The following is a 21401-nucleotide window of genomic DNA, read 5'->3' on the forward strand; positions in this document are numbered from 1 at the left end:
TCAGGCTTTGGCGGCGAGAAGACGCCGGGCTTTTTCAAGGTCGGCCGGGGTATCGACACCGAGCGGTATGGATTTGACGATCTCGACGTCGATGCGCATGCCAGCTTCGAGGGCCCGCAATTGCTCCAGCGATTCGCGCTTTTCCAGCGCCGACGGCGGCAGGGATACGAATTTTTCGAGCGCGGCGCGACGATAGGCATAGAGGCCGATATGATGATAGAGCGGCCCCTTGCCGTGCGGTGCGGTGGCGCGGGTGAAATAAAGTGCCTTCAGGCGGGTCTCGGATAGCGGCGAGCCGACGACCTTGACGACGTTCGGATTGAGCTTCTCGTCTTCATCCTCGATCTCGACGGTCAGCGTGGCGATATCGACATCCGGATTTTCGAGCGGCCGCAGCGCGGCGCGGATTGTCTCAGGCTCGATGGTGGGAAGGTCGCCTTGCACATTGATGATGATCTCGGCCCTGCCGTTCGGATCGCTCTTCAGCAGCGCTTCATAGATGCGATCGGACCCCGACTGGTGGTCGACCCTTGTCATCACCGCTTCGAAGCCGGCGGCCGTTACCGCATCGAATGTGTCCTGGTGATCCACCGCAACGACGATCCTGCCCGCCTGCGCGTCCCGCGCCCGCAAGGCGACCTGAACGATCATCGGAAGGCCGCAAATGTCGGCAAGGGGCTTGCCCGGCAGCCGCGTCGAGGCCATGCGCGCGGGAATGAGAATGAGGGTTTTGTCCAAATTGTCGCTATTCATGGTAGGGCCTTCAAAATGCGCCGGAAAAGTGTCAAAAGGTCTCAGTCCGGAGCTTATAATGTCTGTTGCAACGCAAAGCCAAAAGACATAGGTTCCGCGCGATTTCAAGATAGGCTGGCGTTTTGTTTGGGCCGGTTGCAAGGGGAGCATTGGCGGATGAACTCATATGTGAACATGGGCGTGGGTGCCTTTCTTGGTACTGTCTTTGTTTTGATGTCCGTATCGATAGCCTCGGAAGGCATTTTCCATTCGGAAGCTCCCGAAAAGGAAGGTTTCGCCATCATCGCCGAGGAAGGCACATCGGAAGCCGGCGCCGGTGGCGCGGCAGAAGCCGAAGTCGATATCAAGCCGCTTCTGGCTGCTGCCGATGCAACGGCAGGCGCGACCGTCTTCAAGAAATGCGCAAGCTGTCACACCGCCGAGAAGGGAGGGGCCAACAAGGTTGGCCCGAACCTGTGGGGCGTGGTCGAGCGGCCGATCGCCTCGCATGAAGGTTTTGCCTATTCGGCCGGCATGAAGACATTCGCCGAAGCCAACAAGACCTGGACCTACGATCACCTGAGCTTCTTCGTCGAAGCACCGAAGAAGCATGTTCCTGGCACCGCGATGGGCTTTGCCGGCGTCAAGAAGCCGGACGAGCGCGCCAATCTGATTGCCTGGCTGCGCGAGCAGGCCGATTCGCCGGTTGCTCTGCCCGACGCGTCTGCTGCCGCGACCCCTGCCACTGAGGGCGAAGCCGCAAAGCCGGCTGCCGAAGGCGAAACTGCCAAGCCCGCTACGGAAGGGGCAAAGCCTGCGACCGAAGGCGAGGCGACGAAGCCTGCCACGGAAACGGCGCCTGCCCAATAAACGCAACAAAGCGCAGCTGAAAGAATAAAGCCCGGCCAAGTGCCGGGCTTTCTCATGTCTACGTTCCTGCTGCCGCTTTGCTACAGCAGGATATAGGCCCAGGCGGAAACCGAAATGACGCCGAGCGCGGTGGTGATGGTGATCGTCGAGGAGGCGAGCCCGTGACCGACATTGAAGTGGTTGGCGATCAGCCAGGCATTGACGCCGGTAGGAACGGATGAGGTCAGCACCAGCGCCGCCGTCCAGTCGCTGTTGAGGCCAAGCAGCTGGCAGGCGCCGTAGACGGTTGCCGGCAGAACGATCAGCTTCAGGGCGCTGGTGATCGAGGCGAGACCGGTATTGCCGGCAAGACCGTATTTGTCGAGCGCCATGCCGATCGAGACCAGCGCGGCCGGCGCTGCGACGCCTGCAAGCTGGTCGACGACGATCTTGACCGGACCGCCGAGCGGCACGCCGACGAGATGAACCAGTGCTCCAAGCACCAGGCCGATGACCAGCGGATTGCGCACCAGATTGCGCAGGATGCCTTTGAGCAGCCTGAGCGGGCTCTGTCCCGGTTTGCCGCTGGCCTTGCGCTCGGCGCGCTCCATCAGGATGGTGCCGGCGATCATCATGACCGGCAGGTGCACCGACAGGAGGATGGACAGGGCGACGACACCTTCCTCGCCGACGCTGCGCGAAACGAGCGGCAGACCGATGAAGACCGTGTTGGCGAAGGCAGACGAGACCCCGGCGAGTACGCCGATGCGCGCGTCCTTCTTGAAAAACAGCGTGGCTGCGAGATGCCCGAGCGTCCATGTCACCGCGACGCCGGAGAAATAGGCGACCCAGAGCGGCCATGGCGAACCGTCCCGGAAGTCGGCCTCCGCGATGGTGCGAAACAAAAGCACCGGCACGGCAACCCGAAAGACGAAGTCCCCAAGCCCGTCCCCGACCGTCGCCTTCAGGTAGTTCATCCGCACGATCAGCCAACCCAGGAGGATCAGGACGAAAATCGGCACGACATTCAGGAAGACATCGGACATCAGGCGCAGCCTCTTGGCAAAATGAACGTCCGCCATAGACCCATTCGGAGGGATGCCGCAACCCGAGGCGGAGCAAGTAGCGGGCAAGGCGTATATTTCACGCAAGGCTCATATGACAGGATGGTGACGGGAGGTTGCCGAATGATCGAAAAATGGTGGCAGGAGCCCGTCGTCCTCGAACTCGACGGGATAGGAAGATATCGCACCATTCGCCATACGCGCGAGGCGGCGGAATGTCTTCTCGAGAAGTGGCCGGTTCACGATGGCAATGCATACAAGGCGGCAATCCAAATGTGCGGCCATGTGCTGCGCGGCGAGCAGCCGGTGGACTATGCCCGCCAGGATTTCATTGCCGCGGCCGTCGAAGCCTTCATCCACGTTCAGCCGGGCACCTGATGCCGGTTGCACGTTTCCCGTCACGATGAAGCCATTGCAGAAAAGCGGAACATTCGGGAAAAGCTTGCGTTGTCCCCTCGAAGGACACCATGGCCATGCACAAGCAAATCTACGTTCACCAGGACGACCATTCGAACCTGACCGGTGATGATCTGGCCGGGAAGGTGCTGCGCTATATCCGGTATGCCGCGCTGATCGACACGTCGGGCCTGTCGGTGATGGCGTTCGGCCGTACTGTCGTGCTCAGCGGCCATGTTTCGTCCAAAGCCGAAATCGGCTGCATCGAGGAAGCGGCGGCCTCGGTGATCGGCGTGCATCTCGTCGAGAACCGGGTGGAGGTGCTGTAGCTCCAGCGGATTTGCGGCCAAGCCTTTTACGAACAGTCGAGGGCACGATTTCCCGCTTTCCCCGATCCGGCAACTCAGTTCAACGGCGTGGTTTCGCTCTGGAACGTCGTGCCGGTATCGATAGGTTTTTTCTTGGGCAGCGGCTTGATGTTTCCGGAGAGAAGGTCAACCGGCGTTGCGACCGTGGTCGCCGCGACCTTGCCGACGGTGTTTACCGTTCCGGCGACGATCGCCGTGATGCCGTCGCCGACGCCGATGTCGGAATCCGTCAGCGTCTGGCCGGTAACCAGCCGCTGACCGATCAGCTGCACGATCTCGGGGCTTTCGGCGAACTTGCCGTGGTTCAGGCGGTCGGTGGATTTCACCCTGGTCAGGTCGACGACGGTGATGCCGGCGTTCTCCAGCTTGGTCTTGTAGGGTTCTTCCGCCGGGTTGATCTGTCCCAGCCGCTGCACGTCGCCGGAGATGTAGCGCGATAGGGCCAGCGCCCGGTCGTCCTGCGAGACGAAGATGGTGAAGTTCGGTTTCTTGTCGCCCAGTTCGCTCCACTGCCGCGCGAACACATCGACATCGATATCGGGTGAGGCCAGAATGACGTTCTCGATCTTCTTCGGCAGGTTGCCGTCGCGGATCGCCATCTGGCGGATCGATTCCATCGCCAGCCATGTTCCCATAGAATGGGCGAGGATCGTGATGTCCTTGATGTTCTTGTCCTCGACCAGCGCCTTCAGCACCATCTCCAGCGAGGTGCGCGAATAGTTGGTGCTTTCCTTGTCGTAATTGTAATCGAACACCTTTGCCCGCGACGGCCAGGTGAACAGAATAGGCGTCACATCGGCGCCGGAATCGTGAACGATCTGGGCAAACCGGAAGACAGAATCCTCATAGGTATTGTTGAAGCCGTGGATGAACACCATTGCATGTCCACCGGACGAATGACGGCGCACCCAGTCGTGGGCCTCCTTGCCCGTTGCCACCGGCTGTACCCTGACGACGGCGAAATCCGTTTCCGGGTTGGGCGGCAGCTTCTTCGGCCATTGCACCGTTCCGGCGGCCCGCGCCTTGTCCGACGGTATGGAGACGGCGACATCGGTGATCGAGGGGTTTACGCTGCGCTCCCCGGAAAACAGCGTCGCAGGATTGTCGGACGGCAGGCGGCTGGTCGCCACCAGCATATCGACGACCGCATTGCCGTTTGGCTCGGCGGCAAGGTTGAGCGGTTGCATGACACCCTTGACATGGCCGCCGCAAGCGCTGAGCGCCAGGACGAGCGGCAGCGTGACCACCATGCGCCGGATGCGTCCCGGCGATGATGGCTTGAAAGGCCTGGCGTTCGATATCGAGGTCATGAATACGCTTCCAACGAAAATAACAATTCACAAAACTTTCCGGAATTGCGGAGCCGACTCCGTCCACAGTCGGTAACCGTCGTCAAGCCTGCAACACGCAGCTAGAGCATCGTATTGTATTTTTGACACAAGACGATGGCCGGCAGGATGCAGCCGTTTTTGACAAGCGCTGAGAGCTTTCGTCGGAACGGGGAGAATGGCGGTGGACGGCCTGCCTGTTGGCGCAGGATGCCGTCACCATCTTGAGGAACGGCCGGGGAATGCCCGGCCTCGCCAAAGAACAGGTCAAATTCGACCGAATAGCTATTCCGACAATCCCTGCAGTCCCAGCGCAGCGTTCCGGCGGAGGTCGGCGATCGCTGTCCTGAGTTCCGCCTCTTCCCATCCTGCCGCCAGGCCGCCCTGGACAAGCCGGGCTTCGATGTCCTGCTCCCCGAGCGTTTCACCTTCCGTCACGTGCCTGAGTGCCGCTTCGAGCGCTTCTTCACAGTCGAGTGCTCGATCCGGGTGACCAACAGGACGCTTGGGGGATGCAACATAGGTCATGCTCGTTTCTCCTTGAGCGGCAACATCGAGGTTGCGGCGGGTATTCAAGCGGAAAGCCGACCTACACCATCTCCTCGATTGACCGTAGGCGAGCTATCCGACCACATGCAACAGCGGCAATTCTGCGCGCGGTTCGGTTACGTTGGCATCGACCCCATTTTGCGTCAGACTACGAAGAAGTCGGCGGCGGTGAGGGTCGGGTCGCCGATAAGGGTTGCGAACCTGACATTGCCGAATGCCGTGCCGGACCCGTCCGCGTCATAGAGAAGCGCGCCTGTATCGGAGTTGTAGATGATGCGGTCATTGGCGTCTTTTTCCGCCACGGCGGTATCCTTGAATGCCGAGACAGACAGCGCGCCGATCGACAGGCCCGTAAAGATCGTGTGGTCGAGCTCGATCCTGTCGTCGGCGACGTTAAAGTCGCCGATCCTGTCAATGTTGCCGGCGCTCAGCGTGGTAGAGAAGCGGAAGCTGTCCTGCCCGCCCATTCCATAGAGCAAGTCGTCGCCGTCGCCGCCGTCCAGTGTGTTCGTGCCCGCGTTGCCGCGCACCAACTGGCTCAGGTTGTTGCCCGTCAGGTCGATCGCATGTGTGGCAAGCAGCGAGGTTGTATTCAAATATTCGATGCTGGCATCGTCCGCCAGGACAAAGTCCACCCTGGCGCTGACGCGGTCGTTCCCCTCGCCTGTCAGCTCGACGATCGTGTCGCCGGCATTGTAGATTAGATAGCTGTCGTTGCCATCGCCGCCGATGAGGGTATCGGCGGCGCCGGCGCCGCCGTCGTTGAGGATGTTGTCGCCGGCATTGCCGCGGATGGTCTGCGCGAAGCTGTTGCCGGTGAGATCGATCGCGTAGGTGGCGGCAAGCGAGGTGGTGTTGAGAAGCTCGACATGGACGCCGCTGCCGAGCTTGTAATCGACGCCGGCCGAGACGCGGTCCGTCCCTTCATTGACGTTTTCGACCACGACATCGCCGGTGTTGTAGACAAGATAGGTATCGTTTCCGTCGCCGCCGACCAGCCGGTCGGGGGAGGAGGCGAAGAGCGGGGAGCCGGAGGTTCCGCCGTCATGCAGGATGTTGTTGCCGGCGTTGCCGTAGATCGTCTGCGACAGTGTGTTGCCGGTCAGGTTGATGGCGCCCGTGCCGGTCGACGTTATCGTGCTCAGGATCTCGATGTCATCGTCCGCGGCGAGCGTGAAGCTGACCTCGGCATAGACGCGATCAGCGGTTCCCTGTCCGGCTGTCTCGACGATCGTGTCGCCGGCATCGCCGATGAAATATTTGTCGCTGCCGATGCCGCCGGTCAGGATATCGTTGACACCCCCGATGCCCCTCAGCGCGTCGCCGTCGCTATCGACACCGGATACGGTAACGACGACCGTCGCTACATCGCCGCCCGCAAGCGTGTAGGTGAAGCTGTCGTCCCGCGTGAGATTGGATGCCCCGGACGATGCGCCAGGCAGGTCGTCGAACGCACCGTTCGGATCATAGCTGAACGTGCCATCGGCATTCAGTGTCAGCAGCGCACCGGAGGCAAGCGTCACCGCCGTGCCGACATTCGCCGCCAAACCGTTGACCTCGATCACCGACAGCGCCGAATCCGGATCGGTGTCGGCACCGTCGCCATTGTTGTTGAAGACGCTCAGGCCCGCGCCGATCACGGTCGCCTCGTTTGTTGAGAAAGCGTCGTCCTGGGCCACGGCCAGGTCATCGATGTTGGCGACGGCAGCCGTCGCGGCGCTGGTCGCGGTTTCCGCGAAACCCTGACCGTCGGTGTAGCTGATGATCACGCGGACAACGCCGCCAACGTCGGAGTCGCCAAGCGTATAGGTCGACTGGTCGGTTCCGACATTGACGTAGCCCGAGCCGACGTCGTGCTGCCACTGATAATGCAGCGTTCCCAATCCATCCACGTCGGCAAGCGTGGAGACGGCGGTGAGAACCTGATCTTCGGTTGCCGTGCCGGTAATCGACGCGCCGCCTGTGTGTGGATCGTTGACCCCGGCGATCGCAGCCGTCGCTGTGCTGGTCACGGCTTCCGCGGAACCCCGACCGTCGGTGTAGCTGGTCACCACGCGTATGATGGCGCCGACATCGGCATCGCCAAGCGTGTAGGTCGTCTGGTCGGTTCCGACATTGACGAAACCCGACCCGCTATTGCGCTGCCACTGGTAGTGCAGCGTTCCCAGGCCGTCGGCATCGGCCAGAGCGGCGGTGTTGGCCGTCAGAATCTGGTTCTCGGTCGTGGTACCGGTGATCGACACGCCGCCCGTCGGATCGTCGTTGACGTTGGCGATCGCCGCCGTTCCGGAACTGGTCGCGGATTCCACCGTACCACCGGCATCCGTGTAGTAAATAACCACTCGGACAACACCCCCGACGTCGCTGTCGCCAAGCGTATAGGTCGACTGGTCGGTCCCGACATTGACATAGCCGCCGCCCACGTCGTGCTGCCACTGATAGTGCAGCGTACCGATGCCATCGACGTCTGCAAGCGTCGAGACGGCGGTAAGGACCTGATCTTCGGTGGCCGTGCCGCTGATCGCCGCGCCGCCAGTATGGGCGTCGTTCAATGCGTTGATGGTGATGGTGTAGCCGTCGGTGTCGGACTGGGCGCCGCCCGAGCCTGTGCCGCCGCCGTCATTGGTCACCACCGTCAGGGTGTCCGTACCGTTGACGTTGGCGTTGCCGGTGAAAAGAAGGCCGTTGGTGGCTGCCAGCGTCGCGTTGATCTCGTTCAGCGTACCGGTCAGCGTGACCGTGGCGGTGCCGTTGCCCGAGACTTCGCCGCTGGTCAGGCCGCTGGAGACATTGGTCAACAGCGTCAGTACGCCTTTGGTGACGCTGAGCGTAACCGTTACTGTGTCGAGGGCCGGGTTGGCATCGGGATCGCCGATCTGCAGGCCGGTGACGGCAATGCTGGCGTCCTCGTTGCCCGTGGCGCTGGAGACCGTGCCGTTTACCGGCGCATCGTTCACCGCGCCGATGGTGATCACGGTCGTGCCGCTGTTCTGGCTTCCGCCGGGCACATCGGGCGTCCCGTCGCTGACGGTCCAGGTAATGGTTCGATCGGTGTTCAGCCCATAGTTGGTGGGGTTGTCCCCCGTAGAATAGAAGCGGACTGCCGCCAGTGCTGCCTGATAATTGGCAATCGTGTCATAGCCGCTGAAAGACAGGGTCGAGGTGGAGGCATTCCAGCTGATCGTGATATTCGTCCCCGATATCAGTCCGCTGATCTGCGACGAAGCCCCATACACCAGGTGATCATCCGCAGCACTGGTCTCGTTCGACGAGAACGTGCCGCCGGTGATCTGCACTGTCGCGCCGGCCAGATGATCCCCATCGAAATCGGTGATCACAGGCGCACCGGTCAACAGCACCGTGCCCGCGCCGCCCTGTTCGGCTGGCTGGGCGGCAGTGCCGGAAAGGCTGTTCAAAATCGCGATCTGCGAGAAGGTCATGCCCTGGATGTTGGCGCCGTTGCTGACAAAGGTCGGGCTGGGATAGATGCTGTTGATCAGGGTGGCCGTGGTGCCCGCCCCATCCAGCTGGAAGACGTAGATCACGTCATCCGCGCTGCCGCCGTTGCCTTCTTCGGACTCGACGTAAAGCTGTCGCTTCGTCTGATCGAAGGTCATGTCGCCCGGGTAGAACGTCGAGCCGCCTGGCATGCCGGCCAGCGATACCTTGACGGCGGTGCCACTCGACGCGTTCTCGCTGATGTACCAGATGGCATTCTGCGCGGCGTTGTAGCCGGCGTCCGGCGACGGTGCATTCGACTGGGTCGTGAAATAGACGAGGTCGGTCGTCTGGTCGACCTCGACGTCATAGATATAGCCGTTGGAACCGTCGTCGGGGAACTGGGCCTGGCTGACCAGCTGGGTTGTGGTGTTGGGGCTGGCGAGGTCGAGGCGGAAGAGGCCTATGGAGGCAGCGCCGCCCGTCAGAAGCTCCGTATAGAACAGCCGGCCGATTGAGGAATCCAGTGCAAAGTCGCGCGGGTCGAGCAGGTCGAAGCCGCTCTCCTGGCCGCGGGTGTCGGTGGCCGAGGTGACCAGGAAGCCCTGGTCGGTGAGCGCACCGGTCAACGGATTGTAGCTATAGACCCGGATGCCGGTATTGGCCGGCGCCGAACCGCTGCCGTCCTGGTAGCCGACATAGATCTTGTGGTTGATCGCATCGACCTGCATGCCGTTGACGATCACGGTATCGGGGAAATCGACGACGGTTGTCGGGGTGGCGGAACTGCCGATATTGCCACGCACCAGCAGAGCGTTGTCGCCGAAAGTTCCGCTGTTCGACAAGCCGAAGTAAAAGCCCGCCGCTGTGTCCAGCCCGACATCGGCCTGGAACGAACTCGGCAGCGGATCGGTGGCCGGCGTGTTGTCGATGTTGATGGTCTGGCTGGAGCCATCGTTGTTGACTCTCACGATGCGGGTATCGCCGTCACCACCCTCGGTGGTAAACCACAGCTGGCCGCTGGGTTTGAGGCCGAGGGTGCTGATGCCGTCGTCCGTCGAGCCGGCCGCAATGATGTAGCTGGTGCCGCCGACGGTTGCGGTATGCACCTGGGTGGTGCCCGCCAGCTCCCTGGAGCCGCCATCGTCAATGTTGTCCATGAAAGTGAGGGTGCCGCCGGCATTCACCCTGAACATGCTGAGGCCATTTTCGCCGCCGCCGACCGTCAGATAGGTGGTCGAGCCCATGAGCGAAACAGACAGGCCCGTAGCCCCGGCCAGACGCAGGCTGGCGCTATCGGAAACGTTGGCGACATTGGTCAGGATGCCCGACGAATTGACCGAGAAGACGCTGATGCCGTTGTCGATCGTGCCCGTGGCGAACACATAGGTGACACCGCCGACCACTGCGGTGGCGATGTCAGACGCCCCGTCAAGCTTGAGGGTGGCGTCGTCGGTGACCGAACTGGTGTGGGTCAGGCTGCCATTGGCGGCAACCTGGAAGACGCTGAGACCATCATCGACGCCGCCGGCTGCGAACAGGAATGTGTTGCCGCCGATGACGGCGGTGGTCAGGCCCTTGACGCCGTCCAGCTCGAACACGCCGGTGTCAGCGAGGTTGGCGACATCGGTCAGCTTGCCGTCGCCCGCGACGCGAAAGACGCTGATGCCGTCGTCGTTGGTGCCGGCTGCGAACACATAGGCATTGCCGCCGACCGTTGCCGTCGTCACGCGCGCCACGCCACCAAGTTTCAGGGTGGCGTCGTCGGCGACGTTGTCGACGCTGGTCAGGGCACCGCCGGTGCCGACCCGGAATACGCTGAGGCCGTTGTCGCCCGCCCCGGCGGCGATCAGATAGGTGTTGCCGTTCGAGGTGATCGTTGAGAGCCCGCTGACCCCGACCAGGTTCAGCGCGCCACTGTCGGTCACGTTCGAGACATTGTTCAGAGAACCATCAAGGCCCAGCGAGAATACGCTGATGCCGTTGTCCGTCGCGCCGGCGACGAAGACGTAGGTGATCCCCCCGACATCGGTCGACGTGATGAACGACGCGCCGTCGAGTTCCAGCGAGCCGCCGTCGGTTTCATTATCAGGATTGGTGACCAGCAAGGACATGAAATACCCCCTAAACATCGCCAAGCAGGCGACGCCCACGCGAAAAAGGCATCAAATAAAAATGAACTGCTGAAATGAGGCTGCCAAGAAGTTCTCCTCCCTCTGGCACGATGCATAATTAACACCTCAAGTTGAGTGTGTGAAGTCAGATTCAGCGCCAGCCGCGGCAACGCGCCGTCCGACCGGCGTTGGCGGGCAGATGATTGCCGGCTCGGGACGGGAATGAAGTATCAGGCCGTCTTCACTCGCAATCCTGCGCGACTTGCCATTGAGCTGCCGTACCTGCCACCTGCCGCATTTCCCACCTGGGCGGTGATTACCGTCTTGTCGTCGACAGACGCGAGCAACAATCTGCCCGGCAGCGCCAGCGTCGCTGGTGACCAATACCGAAATCCGTGACAGCGATGGCGGGGGCGCCTGCTTTTCCGTAGGATGAGCGGCAAGTTTTTAAAAGCGCAAGCCACATCGGCTTTCTTCGGCGCCGCCGTGACGTAGAGGGATAAACCGCAATCCCGGCCTGTGTGATAGCGTCGATGCAAGCATCCATTTTCGCGTCTGCTACGAGCGGCTGACAAGACAGCGCCGGGAGCGAGGCTCCCGGCGCTGTCGAATTTATCACCGATAATGGCAGATTACGGAACTCAGACGATGAAGAAATCAGCGTTGGTTATACCGAGCCCGGCTGTGACATTGGCAATCAAGGTCGAACCGCCGGCGGCATTGCCGTTGGTATCGTAGAAGATCTTGCCGGTATCGGTCTCGTAGATGATACGATCACCGGCGTCGGCGGCCGTACCGCTGGCATTGGCCACGAACTGTGCTGCGGTCAACGTTCCCACCCCGACGATGGCGTTGAAGATGGCGTTGTCCAGCTGGATCGTGTCGTTCACGAAGTTGAAGTCGGTGATGGTATCGACATTGGTTGCGCCCACCGCTGTATCGAACAGGAAGTTGTCGTTGCCCGAGCCGCCTGTCAGCGTGTCGTCGCCTGCCCGTCCGTTCAGTGTGTCGGCTCCGTTACCGCCCAGGATTACGTTGATGGCGCTGTTGCCCGTCAGCGTATCGCCAAAGGCGGAACCGGTCAGGCTCTCGATCGACGAATATGTATCATCGGCCGCGTCGCCCGTATTGGCGGCAGGAGTTGTAAGGCTGGCGACGACGCCTGCCGCCGCAGTTTCATACGAGGCGGTGTCCGTGCCGTTGCCTCCGGAAAGATCGTCGGCACCGACGCCACCGATCAGCACGTCGTTGCCGTCCTGACCGAACAGATTGTCGTCGCCGCCGAGACCGAAGATGGTATCGTTGCCGCTGCCACCGATGATGCTGTTCAAGCCGTTGGTACCGGTGAGCTTGTCGTTGAAATCGGAACCGGTCAGGTTCTCGATGGAGGCATATGTATCGCCGGCGGCTTCGCCGGTATTGGTTGCCGGGCTCAGAAGCGCTGCGGTAACGCCGGCAGCAGCGTCCTCGTAGGTCGCCCGGTCGGACCCGTTGCCACCGGAAAGGTCGTCGGCACCGACGCCACCGTTCAACACGTCGTTGCCGTCCTGGCCGAACAGATTGTCGTCGCCGCCGAGGCCGACGATGGTGTCGTCGCCCCCACCGCCGATGATGCTGTTCAAGCTGTTGGTACCCGTCAGCGTGTCGGCGAAGTTCGAACCGGTGAGGTTCTCAATGGACGTATATGTGTCGCCCGCCGCATCCCCTGTATTGCCCGCAGGGCTCAGCAGAGCGGCGATGACACCGGCTGCGGCGGTGTCATACGAGGCTCTGTCGCTGCCCGCGCCACCAGACAAATCGTCGGCACCAGTGCCGCCGGTCAGAACGTCGTTGCCATCCTGACCGAACAGGTTGTCGCTGCCGTTCAAGCCAAACACGGCATCGTCGCCGCTGCCGGCGATGATGCTGTTGGTACCGTTGGTGCCGGTGAGCGTGTCCGCGAATGCAGAGCCTGTGAGATTCTCAATCGAGTTGTAGCCGTCGCCCGTCGCTTCGCCGGTATTCTGAGCGGCGTCCGACAGATTGACGATGAGCCCGGTCGCGGCATTGGCATAGGTCGCGCGATCCGATCCCACGCCGCCCGACAGATAGTCGTTGCCCTGGCCCCCATCGAGGATGTCATTGCCGCCCACACCGAAGAGTTCGTCGCGGACATTCGTGCCACGGATGGTTTCGCTGTCGTCATCGCCCAGCACGATCAGCCGGTCATTTTCGGTGCCGACCGGATCGAAGTCCTGGACCTGGAACTGCGACAGGTCGACGCTTGTGGAACTCAGCATTGAAACCAGGAACTTGTCCAGGCTCCCGGTGGCGTTGAAATCGACGACCAGATTGGCAGCAAGACCTGCACCCACCTGGGCGGCGGCAACGGTAATGGTCTGCCCTGGCGACCCGGCGAGAAACTCGATCTCTTCGATGGAGGTGAGTGTAGCGTCTACAAAGCTTGTTTCGGATGCGACGAGCAGTCGGTCCGATTCCGCGCCGCCGTCGATCGTTTCACCGGCTGATATGTCGCCGGTGTTGAAGATGAAGGTGTCGTTCCCTGTGCCCCCTTGAAGGGTGTCGGCGCCACCGCCACCGTCGATCGTGTCGTCGTTTGCGTCGCCGTTGATGTTGTCGCCGCCCGAGGATCCGGTGATTGTATCATTTCCGTTGCCGCCGGAAATGGTGTCGCCCACGCCCGAGTCGTCGGGAGCTGCCTGGGTCATCGCAAAGATAGTATCGTTGCCGTCATCGCCGAAGAGCGTGTCGCCGTCAAAACCGCCCTCGATCAGGTCGTCGCCGCCCCGACCATGAATGGTGTCGTTACCATTCTCGCCGTTCAGCGTATCGGCGAAGGCGCTGCCGAAGATCGTATCGGCTCCGGAACCAGCATTGACGGTGCCGCCATCAGCGAACGCGGTGATGACTTCACTCGTGCCGTCGCCGTTGAGCGTGGTTTCGCGAGGATCGAAGATTGCGAACTGGACATCGCTGTCGCTGAAGGAATCGGCCGTCCAGCCGACCATAAGGCGGCCGTCATCGGTCAGCGAAATGGTGGGCGAGCTGTTGGTAGCGACGCCATCTGTGGCGACGATGACCTCGGTACCGACTTCCGCCCCCGAGGCGTCGTAGCGCTGCAAGGCGATCGTGCCCGCCTCGTTGTCGTCATAAACGATAACGAAACCACCATCGGACAGGCCGACCAGCTCAGGGGCCACGTTGTTGTCCGTCGCGCCGCCGCTGTTGACGGTTACAATGCCGCCAACGGTCGCGCCCGCCGCATTGAAGATCTGAAATTCGAGATCGGTATCGTTGACGTCGGTATTTTGCCAGGCAACCACATAGCCGCCACCGGAAAGCGCGGCTACGGTCGGTGCCGCGTCGTTGTCGCCGTTGGTGACGGTATCGGCGACATTGGTAAAGGCCAGCACATTGGTGCCCGTCGAGGAAATGATACGCATCGCCAGGCCGTTGTCCGTGCCGGTGTCCCGCGAGACGATGACGTAGTTGCCGTTGGTCAGCGTATCGGCATCGACCTGCTGCGTGCCGACATTGGTCGACGTTGAGGCGCCCATCAGCGAAATTGGCGCGCCTACAGTCGTGCCGTCGCTCTGGACGATGACGCCGAATGTCTGCGTCGTGTTCGCGCCCGAATTGATTTCCTGATAGACGACCAGGAAGCTTCCGTCGGAATTGACTGTGATCGAAGGATCGCCCAGATCGTTGGCGCCGGGATCGGTGGCAATCGTACCCGTTGCCACTAAGGCGCCGTTTGCATCCCGGATGTTGTATCGCAGCGATGTGCCGTTTACGTCGGTGTCCTCGTAAACAACAGCGAAATTGCCGTTCGGCAGCCCGGAAGCTTCGAAAACACCTTCATCGTCCGCGAAGAAACCGTCATTGGCCCGAAATTCGCCGCCGATCGCGTTTCCCTCGGCGTCGTAGAGCTGGCCGATGATATCGGTCCCGCCGGCGCTTCCCACGCCATCGTCGGTGTTGGATTCCCAAAGCGCAATGAAATTGCCGTTGGCTAAGGCAACGAGCCTTATTCCGGTCTGATCGTCGCCGGTGGTGCCTGTATCAGTGGTATTCGCTTGTTTCTGGGCAAGCCAAAGTGCGGGTGTCGTGGTCATTTATGCCTCCCGGGTGAATGAAACGATTGACGTGATTGTGGCGAATGGTTCGTTCACGGCGACGACGCTGTCGTGCCGCAAGCATTATTTATCATGTGTCATGCTTGGAACATGTAACGTACGGCACTGCGAGAATATTCAAGATATGCATACAGACACTGGAGTGAGCTCAGCATCAGGCGGAAAAATCAAAGCGATTGTAAAACTCGAAATATGCCATGCACTGTATAATTCGCGGAAATATACACGATCATGTTCACATATGTCTTTCGCGCTGAACGCGCCGCAAATGTATAAAAATTACATTATGCACTACGTTATTCCATATGGTTTATTTCATCAATGGGTATTGTCGGTTGCATAAAAGTGACAATGTTTGTCGTAAGATTTACTTATGTCTTCGAATTGTATGAATACGGCCGTTCTTCAGGCTGTTGCCGGGAGGCGATGAAAATCTCGATGTACGACCGGCCGTGCACCTTCGATCCTGCCAGGGATAACGAAGTCTTTGCTACAGCCGGCAGTCATGTCGGTTTTCGGTTGATTTTCAGGTGACCGCTGAACGATGCCTGCGCATTACGACCGGCATGCGGCAGCATAGTCGCGGATGACGGCCTGAACGTTGGCGATCCAGTGGATTGTGCGGTGCCGGTATCGGTTCTCCGCTGGCGACTTTCGGATAGAGTGGGCCAAGATGCAGGCTGATCAGCGTTTCGGGGGATCGCATCGCGGCACATGTATTCCTGTTCAAGAAGGTTGATTTTAATGAAAGGGCAATGCTATTGACGACTGGGTGTGTTGCGCCTTTGCGCGGAACCGTAGCGTCCAGACGGCGAGAGCTGAAGACAGGCGTGGCCGTCTTTCCTGGACACTTTGAAAAAAGACAGCCGCCGCATGAACCAGACAAACAAAACGAGCGACGTACCGATGACAATGCATGAGGCTCCCGCGCAAAATCCTTTACGTCTCGGGATGCGCCTGCGTCTTTCGCGCCAGACCCGCGGCATGACATTGAAGGCACTGGCTGACGCGGCGCATTGTTCGGAAAGTCTTCTGTCGAAAATCGAAAACGGCAAGGCATCGCCCTCACTGCCGATGCTGCATCGTCTTGTGGCCGCGCTGGACACCAATATTGGCTGGATGTTCGAAGAATCGGACGGCGAGGAGGGGATCATCTTTCGTGCGGGCACGCGCCCGTTGATCGCGCTGGACCCTCTGCGTCGCGGCGAGGGAATCTCGCTGGAGCGGATCATTCCGTATTCGCCCGGACATCTGCTCCAGTGCAACATCCATCATATCGAGGAAAGAGGTGCCAGTGCCGGCCCCATTCAGCACGCGGGCGAGGAGGTGGGCTACCTGCTGGAAGGGGAGATCGAACTGATCGTCGACGAAAAAAGTTTCCTGCTGTCGGCGGGCGATGCCTTCGTCTTCAATTCGGAGTTGCCGCACCATTACAGGAATGTCGGAAAACAAAGAGCCAGCATCTTCTGGGTGAACACGCCGGCGACATTCTGAACGCAGTGCGAGTCTAAAAAAGCGCAATTCAAGTTACTTGACAAAGGTTCAAGCTCATTGAATTATGCCCCGGCGCTCAAGCGCTCGATGAGCCCGACGACGGGTCATTCAAAAAAAGGGGAACCCGAATGCGCATTTCCAAAATTCTTTCCGGCGGCATAGCCGCTCTTGCCTTCACCATCGCTTTTGGAGCGGCTTCCGCCCAGGCGGATACCTTCGCTCTCGTCACCATCAACCAGCAGGCTCTCTTCTTCAATCAGATCAATGACGGTGCCCAGGCTGCCGCAAAGGCTGCGAATGTCGATCTGGTGATCTTCAACGCCAACAACGTTCCGGCCGCGCAAAACGATGCGATCGAGACCTATATCACGCAGAAGGTGGACGGCATCATTCTCGTCGCCATCGACGTCAATGGCGTCAAGCCGGCGATTACGGCGGCAAAGGCGGCCGGCATTCCGGTGATCGCGATCGACGCGCAGATCCCCGGCGGCGACAATGTTTCGTTCATCGGCGTCGATAACGCCAAGGCCGGTGAAGACATCGGCAAGTTCTTTTCGGATTATGTGAAGTCGGACATGTCGGGCACTGCCAAGACAGGCATCGTCGGCGCGCTCAATTCCTTCATTCAGAACCAGCGTCTCGACGGCTTCAAGAAGGCCGTGACCGACGGCGGCCAGGCCGTCACCTTCCTCGACACGGTCGATGGCCAGAACCAGCAGGACATCGCCCTCGGCGCGGCCGAAAACCTGATGACCGCCAATCCCGACATGACGACGATCTATGCGACGGGTGAGCCGCAGCTGATCGGCGCCGTCTCCGCGGTCGAGAGCCAGGGCCGGCAGAAGGACGTCAAGATCTTCGGCTGGGACCTGACCGCGCAGGCCGTCAAGGGCATTGAAGAGGGTTGGGTCACCGCCGTCGTGCAGCAGGATCCGGCCGGCGAGGGCAAGGCTGCCGTCGAAGCGCTGGTCAAGCTCAAGAAGGGCGAAACCATCGAGCCGATCATCAATGTTCCGGTGACCATCGTCACCAAGGACAATGTCGCTGAGTTCAAGGGCATGTTCAAGTAACAACCCTTCTCCGGATTGCCGCTCGCGCCCCCCTCTGGCATCCTCTCTCGCGTTGACGGGAGAGAAGCGAGCGGCATCCCTTTTTGTGTCCGATGGCCGCGTCATCACGGCTGCTATCGGGATGAGAGGTCGCCATGAACGGGAAAACCCACCATGACAACTGATACCTACCGCGTCCGCATGACCGGTATTTGCAAACGCTACCATCCCATCCAGACGCTCGACAATGTCTCGCTGACACTGAAGCCCGGCGAAGTTCTGGGTCTCGTCGGCGACAACGGCGCCGGCAAGTCGACACTGAGCAAGGTTCTCTCTGGCGCCGTCATTCCCGACAGCGGCACGATCGAGATCGACGGGAAGGTCGTATCCTTTGCCTCGCCCGCCGATGCCCGCGCCGCCCATGTCGAGATGGTCTATCAGGACCTGTCGCTGTGCGACACGGTCGATGTTGCCGGCAATCTTTTCCTCGGCCGCGAGCCGCGCCGCCATGTACTCGGCATGCCGCTTCTCGACAAGAAGACGATGCATGCACTGACCCGCGATATGCTCGACCGGCTCGGCATCGTCATCGCCGATACCCGCCTGAAAGTGGAGAACCTTTCCGGTGGTCAGCGCCAGTCGATCGCCATCGGCCGTGCCGCTTCGTTCGAGCCGAAGGTGCTGATCATGGACGAGCCGACGGCGGCGCTTGCCGTGGCGGAAGTCGAGGCGGTTCTCGAACTCATTCGCGCAGTCAGTGCCCGCGGCGTCAGCGTCATTCTCATCACGCACCGCCTGCAGGACCTCTTTCTCGTCTGCGACCGTATCCAGGTCATGTACGAAGGCCGCAATGTCGCCGAACGACGGATCGAGGACACCAGCATCGAGGAGGTCGTCAACCTCATCGTCGGGCGCAAGTTCGCCGCCCGTTCCGCCCATAACGGCCATGAAACCGGAGCTTCCGCATGACCATGCCCACATCGCAGACCGGGCATGCCGGTTCTCACGTCTCGCAGGCACGATTGCGCAAGGCAACCCTCTGGGACAAGCTGCTGGCGAACGGCAGCGTCGTTTCGATCGCGCTGTTCTTTCTGGTGGTCTGCGTCGTCTTCTCGCTCGTCACCAACGCCTTCCTCACGGCACCCAATCTGCTCAACATCGTGCGCCAATCGGCGCCGCTGCTGATCGTGGCGGCCGCCATGACCTTCGTCATCACGACCGGCGGGATCGATCTTTCGGTCGGTTCGGTGCTGGCTTTGGTGGCCACGCTGTCGGCAACGGCGCTGCAGGCCGGCCTGCCATGGCCGCTTGTCATCGTCATGATGCTGGCTCTTGGTGCCTTCATCGGTGCGATCCACGGATTCTTCATCGCCTATGAGCGTATTCCGGCCTTCATCGTCACGCTCGCCGGCCTGTCCGTCATCCGCGGCATCGCCCTTCTGATCACCGGCGGCTACTCCATTCCGATCGAGACCACGAGCCTGTTCACCACCATCGGCCGGGCGTGGTTCCTCGGCATTCCCGTTCCCGCGCTGATCGCGCTTTGCATCCTGGCGCTCGCGTACGTCGTCTTCAACGACACTCCATTTGGCCGCTACGTCACCGGCATCGGCGCCAACATGGAAGCGGTGCGGCGCGCAGGCATCGACACGCGCTTCACGATCCTGTTCGTCTATATTCTGTCAAGCGTGTCGGCGGCACTCGCCGGGGTCATTCTCGCGGCCCGCCTCGGCTCCGGCTCATCCAATGCGGGGCAGGGGTTCGAGCTGGAAGTGATCGCGGCGGTGGTTCTCGGCGGCACCAGCCTGTTCGGGGGCAGGGGCACGATTGTCGGCACGGTGCTTGGCGCGCTGACGGTTGCGGTCATTGCCAACGGCCTGATCCTTGCCCATATGTCACCATTCCTCACCCCCATTGTCACCGGCACGATCATCCTGATCGCCGTGTGGCTGAACTTCCGCCTGTTTCGCGGCGCGGTGCGGGGCAAGTGACGGTGGATCATCTGTTCGACAGCCCAGTTCCACCGCGTGCCGCCATTGGCGTGACGTCCGGGACGGTGATGACCGTTCTCGGCCCCATCCCGGTCGACGACATGGGCACCACCCTGATGCACGAGCACATTTTCCTCGATGGGGAGAAGTCCTGGCGATGCCCATGCCACCCGGATGCGCAGGCCATCGGCACGCAGAAGGTCAGCATGGAGATCATCGGCGAGTTGCGGATGAACCCCTACATGAACCGCGACAACGTTTCGCTCGACGATGGCGATCTGGCGCTGTCGGAACTGAAGCGCTTCCAGGCGCTGGGCGGTCACACCGTCGTCGACACCACCAATATCGGCATCGGCCGCGAACCGGCCAAGCTTGCCCGGATCGCCAAAATGTCAGGCCTCAAGATCGTCATGGGCACCGGCTTCTATCTGGAGTTCAGCCATCCGGACTGGCTGAAGGCGATGGATGTCGATGCCGTGACGGAATTCATCGTCGACGACATCGGCGGGGGTGAAAAACAACCCGAGATCATGGCCGGCATTATCGGCGAGATCGGCGTCAGCAAGGATTTCACGTCCGAGGAGCGCAAATCGCTGCGGGGTGCCGCCCGTGCGTCGAAGATCACGGGCGTGCCGCTCTCGGTCCACCTGCCCGGCTGGGAACGCCTGGCGCACGAGGTTCTCGACGTCGTGGAAGAGGAAGGCGCCGATCTACGGCACACGATCCTCTGCCATATGAACCCGAGCCATGAGGATCTGCCCTATCAGAAGGCGCTGGCCGAGCGCGGAGCCTTTCTCGAATACGACATGATCGGCATGGATTTCTATTATGCCGACCAGGATGCCCAGTCGCCCTCCGACGAGCAGAATGCGCGCGCCATTCGTTCCCTGATCGACATGGGCTACGGCGACCGCATTCTGCTGTCGCAGGACGTGTTCCTGAAAATCATGCTCACCCGCTATGGCGGCTTCGGCTACGGCTTCATCCTGAAACACTTCCTGCCACGCCTGAAGCGCCACGGGGTCGATCAGGCTGCCATCGACAGGATGTTGATCGACAATCCGAAATCCGTTTTCTCCAGCGCGCCCTGACCGCTGGCATCAAAGTCCAAGGAGTTTCCATGTCCAAGTCCAAAGTTCTTCTCGCAGGCGAGTCCTGGGTTTCCACCGCAACCCACATCAAGGGGTTCGACCAGTTTCCGACCGTCACCTATCACACCGGTGCGGACGAGCTTCTGGCAGCGCTGAAGAACAGCCCGTTCGACGTCCAGTTCATGCCGGCGCATGAGGCGCAGCGCGATTTTCCGCAATCGCTGGAAGCTCTGTCCGCCTATGAGGCCATCATCCTGTCGGATATCGGCGCCAACACTCTGCTGCTGCATCCCGATACCTGGATCCACTCCAAGACCACGCCAAACCGTCTTCGTCTGTTGCGCGACTATGTTCGCAACGGCGGCGCACTCCTGATGTTCGGTGGCTACTACAGTTTCCAGGGCATCAACGGCGGCGCGCGCTATCACAAGACGCCCGTCGAGGAAGTCCTTCCTGTCTCCTGCTTGCCCTTTGATGACCGCGTCGAGGTCCCGGAAGGCTTCGCACCGGTCGTCACGGGCATGGCGAGCCATCCCATTCTCAAGGGGCTCGGAACCGACTGGCCGGTTCTGCTCGGTTATAACGAGGTAACGGTCAAGGACGGGGCGGAGGTGCTGGCGACGGTCTCGACGGATTACGGCTCGCAGCCGCTTCTGGTGACGGGAACCTACGGCAAGGGCCGGACGGTCGCCTGGGCCTCTGACGTCGGTCCGCACTGGCTGCCGTCGAGCTTCATTGCGTGGTCGGGCTACAAGACGCTGTTCGAACAGATGCTTGCCTGGGCGACCGCGAAAGCCTGAGC

The 21401-nt window shown here is 61.0% G+C and carries 15 protein-coding genes; 9 read left to right on the plus strand and 6 right to left on the minus strand.

Annotated features, from left to right (window positions below):
- Positions 1-753 carry a 3-deoxy-manno-octulosonate cytidylyltransferase gene (locus J2Z75_RS06725; protein WP_209849605.1) on the minus strand — a complete coding sequence of 251 codons (753 nt, stop codon included), beginning with the start codon at positions 751-753 and terminating at the stop codon, positions 1-3.
- A 156-nt stretch (positions 754-909) separates the two neighbouring features.
- On the opposite strand from J2Z75_RS06725, the gene J2Z75_RS06730 reads away from it, so the two are divergent.
- Positions 910-1602 carry a c-type cytochrome gene (locus J2Z75_RS06730; protein WP_209849607.1) on the plus strand — a complete coding sequence of 231 codons (693 nt, stop codon included), beginning with the start codon at positions 910-912 and terminating at the stop codon, positions 1600-1602.
- Between the two features lie 80 nt (positions 1603-1682).
- Here J2Z75_RS06730 and J2Z75_RS06735 read toward each other — a convergent pair whose 3' ends face one another.
- On the minus strand, positions 1683-2627 hold the full coding sequence (locus J2Z75_RS06735) for an AEC family transporter (protein ID WP_209850643.1): 945 nt from the start codon (positions 2625-2627) through the stop codon (positions 1683-1685).
- Positions 2628-2768: 141 nt separating this feature from the next.
- Here J2Z75_RS06735 and J2Z75_RS06740 point away from each other — a divergent pair, with 141 nt between their 5' ends.
- Positions 2769-3023, plus strand: coding sequence for a DUF982 domain-containing protein (locus J2Z75_RS06740; protein ID WP_209849609.1), 255 nt, complete (start codon positions 2769-2771; stop codon positions 3021-3023).
- 95 nt (positions 3024-3118) lie between these two features.
- Complete coding sequence (locus J2Z75_RS06745; RefSeq protein ID WP_209849611.1) at positions 3119-3370, plus strand: BON domain-containing protein; 252 nt, start codon at positions 3119-3121, stop codon at positions 3368-3370.
- A gap of 74 nt (positions 3371-3444) precedes the next feature.
- On the opposite strand, the gene J2Z75_RS06750 is transcribed toward J2Z75_RS06745, so the two are convergent.
- From J2Z75_RS06750 to J2Z75_RS06765, 4 genes are all read right to left on the minus strand, one after another.
- A complete protein-coding gene (locus J2Z75_RS06750) occupies positions 3445-4659 on the minus strand; it encodes an alpha/beta hydrolase (protein WP_234937231.1) in 1215 nt (404 codons plus the stop codon).
- Positions 4660-5022: 363 nt separating this feature from the next.
- Positions 5023-5265 carry a hypothetical protein gene (locus tag J2Z75_RS06755; RefSeq protein WP_209849613.1) on the minus strand — a complete coding sequence of 81 codons (243 nt, stop codon included), beginning with the start codon at positions 5263-5265 and terminating at the stop codon, positions 5023-5025.
- Between the two features lie 164 nt (positions 5266-5429).
- Positions 5430-10838 carry a beta strand repeat-containing protein gene (locus J2Z75_RS06760; protein WP_209849614.1) on the minus strand — a complete coding sequence of 1803 codons (5409 nt, stop codon included), beginning with the start codon at positions 10836-10838 and terminating at the stop codon, positions 5430-5432.
- Positions 10839-11479: 641 nt separating this feature from the next.
- A complete protein-coding gene (locus tag J2Z75_RS06765; RefSeq protein ID WP_209849615.1) occupies positions 11480-14953 on the minus strand; it encodes a beta strand repeat-containing protein in 3474 nt (1157 codons plus the stop codon).
- Between the two features lie 894 nt (positions 14954-15847).
- Here J2Z75_RS06765 and J2Z75_RS06770 point away from each other — a divergent pair.
- From J2Z75_RS06770 to J2Z75_RS06795, 6 genes are all read left to right on the plus strand, one after another.
- A complete protein-coding gene (locus tag J2Z75_RS06770; RefSeq protein ID WP_234937199.1) occupies positions 15848-16468 on the plus strand; it encodes a cupin domain-containing protein in 621 nt (206 codons plus the stop codon).
- A gap of 128 nt (positions 16469-16596) precedes the next feature.
- Positions 16597-17538: an ABC transporter substrate-binding protein gene (locus J2Z75_RS06775; protein WP_209849616.1), complete on the plus strand. Its 942-nt coding sequence runs from the start codon at positions 16597-16599 to the stop codon at positions 17536-17538.
- 153 nt (positions 17539-17691) lie between these two features.
- Positions 17692-18486 carry an ATP-binding cassette domain-containing protein gene (locus J2Z75_RS06780; protein WP_209849617.1) on the plus strand — a complete coding sequence of 265 codons (795 nt, stop codon included), beginning with the start codon at positions 17692-17694 and terminating at the stop codon, positions 18484-18486.
- Positions 18483-19508 (plus strand): ABC transporter permease, encoded by a 1026-nt coding sequence (locus J2Z75_RS06785; RefSeq protein WP_209849618.1) that lies wholly within the window; start codon positions 18483-18485, stop codon positions 19506-19508. Before J2Z75_RS06780 ends, J2Z75_RS06785 begins: the two co-directional genes overlap by 4 nt.
- 2 nt (positions 19509-19510) lie before the next feature.
- Positions 19511-20599, plus strand: coding sequence for a phosphotriesterase family protein (locus J2Z75_RS06790; RefSeq protein ID WP_209850647.1), 1089 nt, complete (start codon positions 19511-19513; stop codon positions 20597-20599).
- A gap of 29 nt (positions 20600-20628) precedes the next feature.
- Positions 20629-21399, plus strand: coding sequence for a glutamine amidotransferase (locus J2Z75_RS06795; RefSeq protein WP_209849621.1), 771 nt, complete (start codon positions 20629-20631; stop codon positions 21397-21399).
- Positions 21400-21401: the final 2 nt, after the last annotated feature.

Source organism: Rhizobium herbae (assembly GCF_017873135.1).
Classification (GTDB): domain Bacteria; phylum Pseudomonadota; class Alphaproteobacteria; order Rhizobiales; family Rhizobiaceae; genus Pararhizobium; species Pararhizobium herbae.

Coding starts and splice junctions, on each gene's coding strand:
- J2Z75_RS06725 (WP_209849605.1), bottom strand. CDS start 753: ATGAATAGCGACAATTTGGACAAAACCCTCATTCTCATTCCCGCGCGC.
- J2Z75_RS06730 (WP_209849607.1), top strand. CDS start 910: ATGAACTCATATGTGAACATGGGCGTGGGTGCCTTTCTTGGTACTGTC.
- J2Z75_RS06735 (WP_209850643.1), bottom strand. CDS start 2,627: ATGTCCGATGTCTTCCTGAATGTCGTGCCGATTTTCGTCCTGATCCTC.
- J2Z75_RS06740 (WP_209849609.1), top strand. CDS start 2,769: ATGATCGAAAAATGGTGGCAGGAGCCCGTCGTCCTCGAACTCGACGGG.
- J2Z75_RS06745 (WP_209849611.1), top strand. CDS start 3,119: ATGCACAAGCAAATCTACGTTCACCAGGACGACCATTCGAACCTGACC.
- J2Z75_RS06750 (WP_234937231.1), bottom strand. CDS start 4,659: ATGGTGGTCACGCTGCCGCTCGTCCTGGCGCTCAGCGCTTGCGGCGGC.
- J2Z75_RS06755 (WP_209849613.1), bottom strand. CDS start 5,265: ATGACCTATGTTGCATCCCCCAAGCGTCCTGTTGGTCACCCGGATCGA.
- J2Z75_RS06760 (WP_209849614.1), bottom strand. CDS start 10,838: ATGTCCTTGCTGGTCACCAATCCTGATAATGAAACCGACGGCGGCTCG.
- J2Z75_RS06765 (WP_209849615.1), bottom strand. CDS start 14,953: ATGACCACGACACCCGCACTTTGGCTTGCCCAGAAACAAGCGAATACC.
- J2Z75_RS06770 (WP_234937199.1), top strand. CDS start 15,848: ATGAACCAGACAAACAAAACGAGCGACGTACCGATGACAATGCATGAG.
- J2Z75_RS06775 (WP_209849616.1), top strand. CDS start 16,597: ATGCGCATTTCCAAAATTCTTTCCGGCGGCATAGCCGCTCTTGCCTTC.
- J2Z75_RS06780 (WP_209849617.1), top strand. CDS start 17,692: ATGACAACTGATACCTACCGCGTCCGCATGACCGGTATTTGCAAACGC.
- J2Z75_RS06785 (WP_209849618.1), top strand. CDS start 18,483: ATGACCATGCCCACATCGCAGACCGGGCATGCCGGTTCTCACGTCTCG.
- J2Z75_RS06795 (WP_209849621.1), top strand. CDS start 20,629: ATGTCCAAGTCCAAAGTTCTTCTCGCAGGCGAGTCCTGGGTTTCCACC.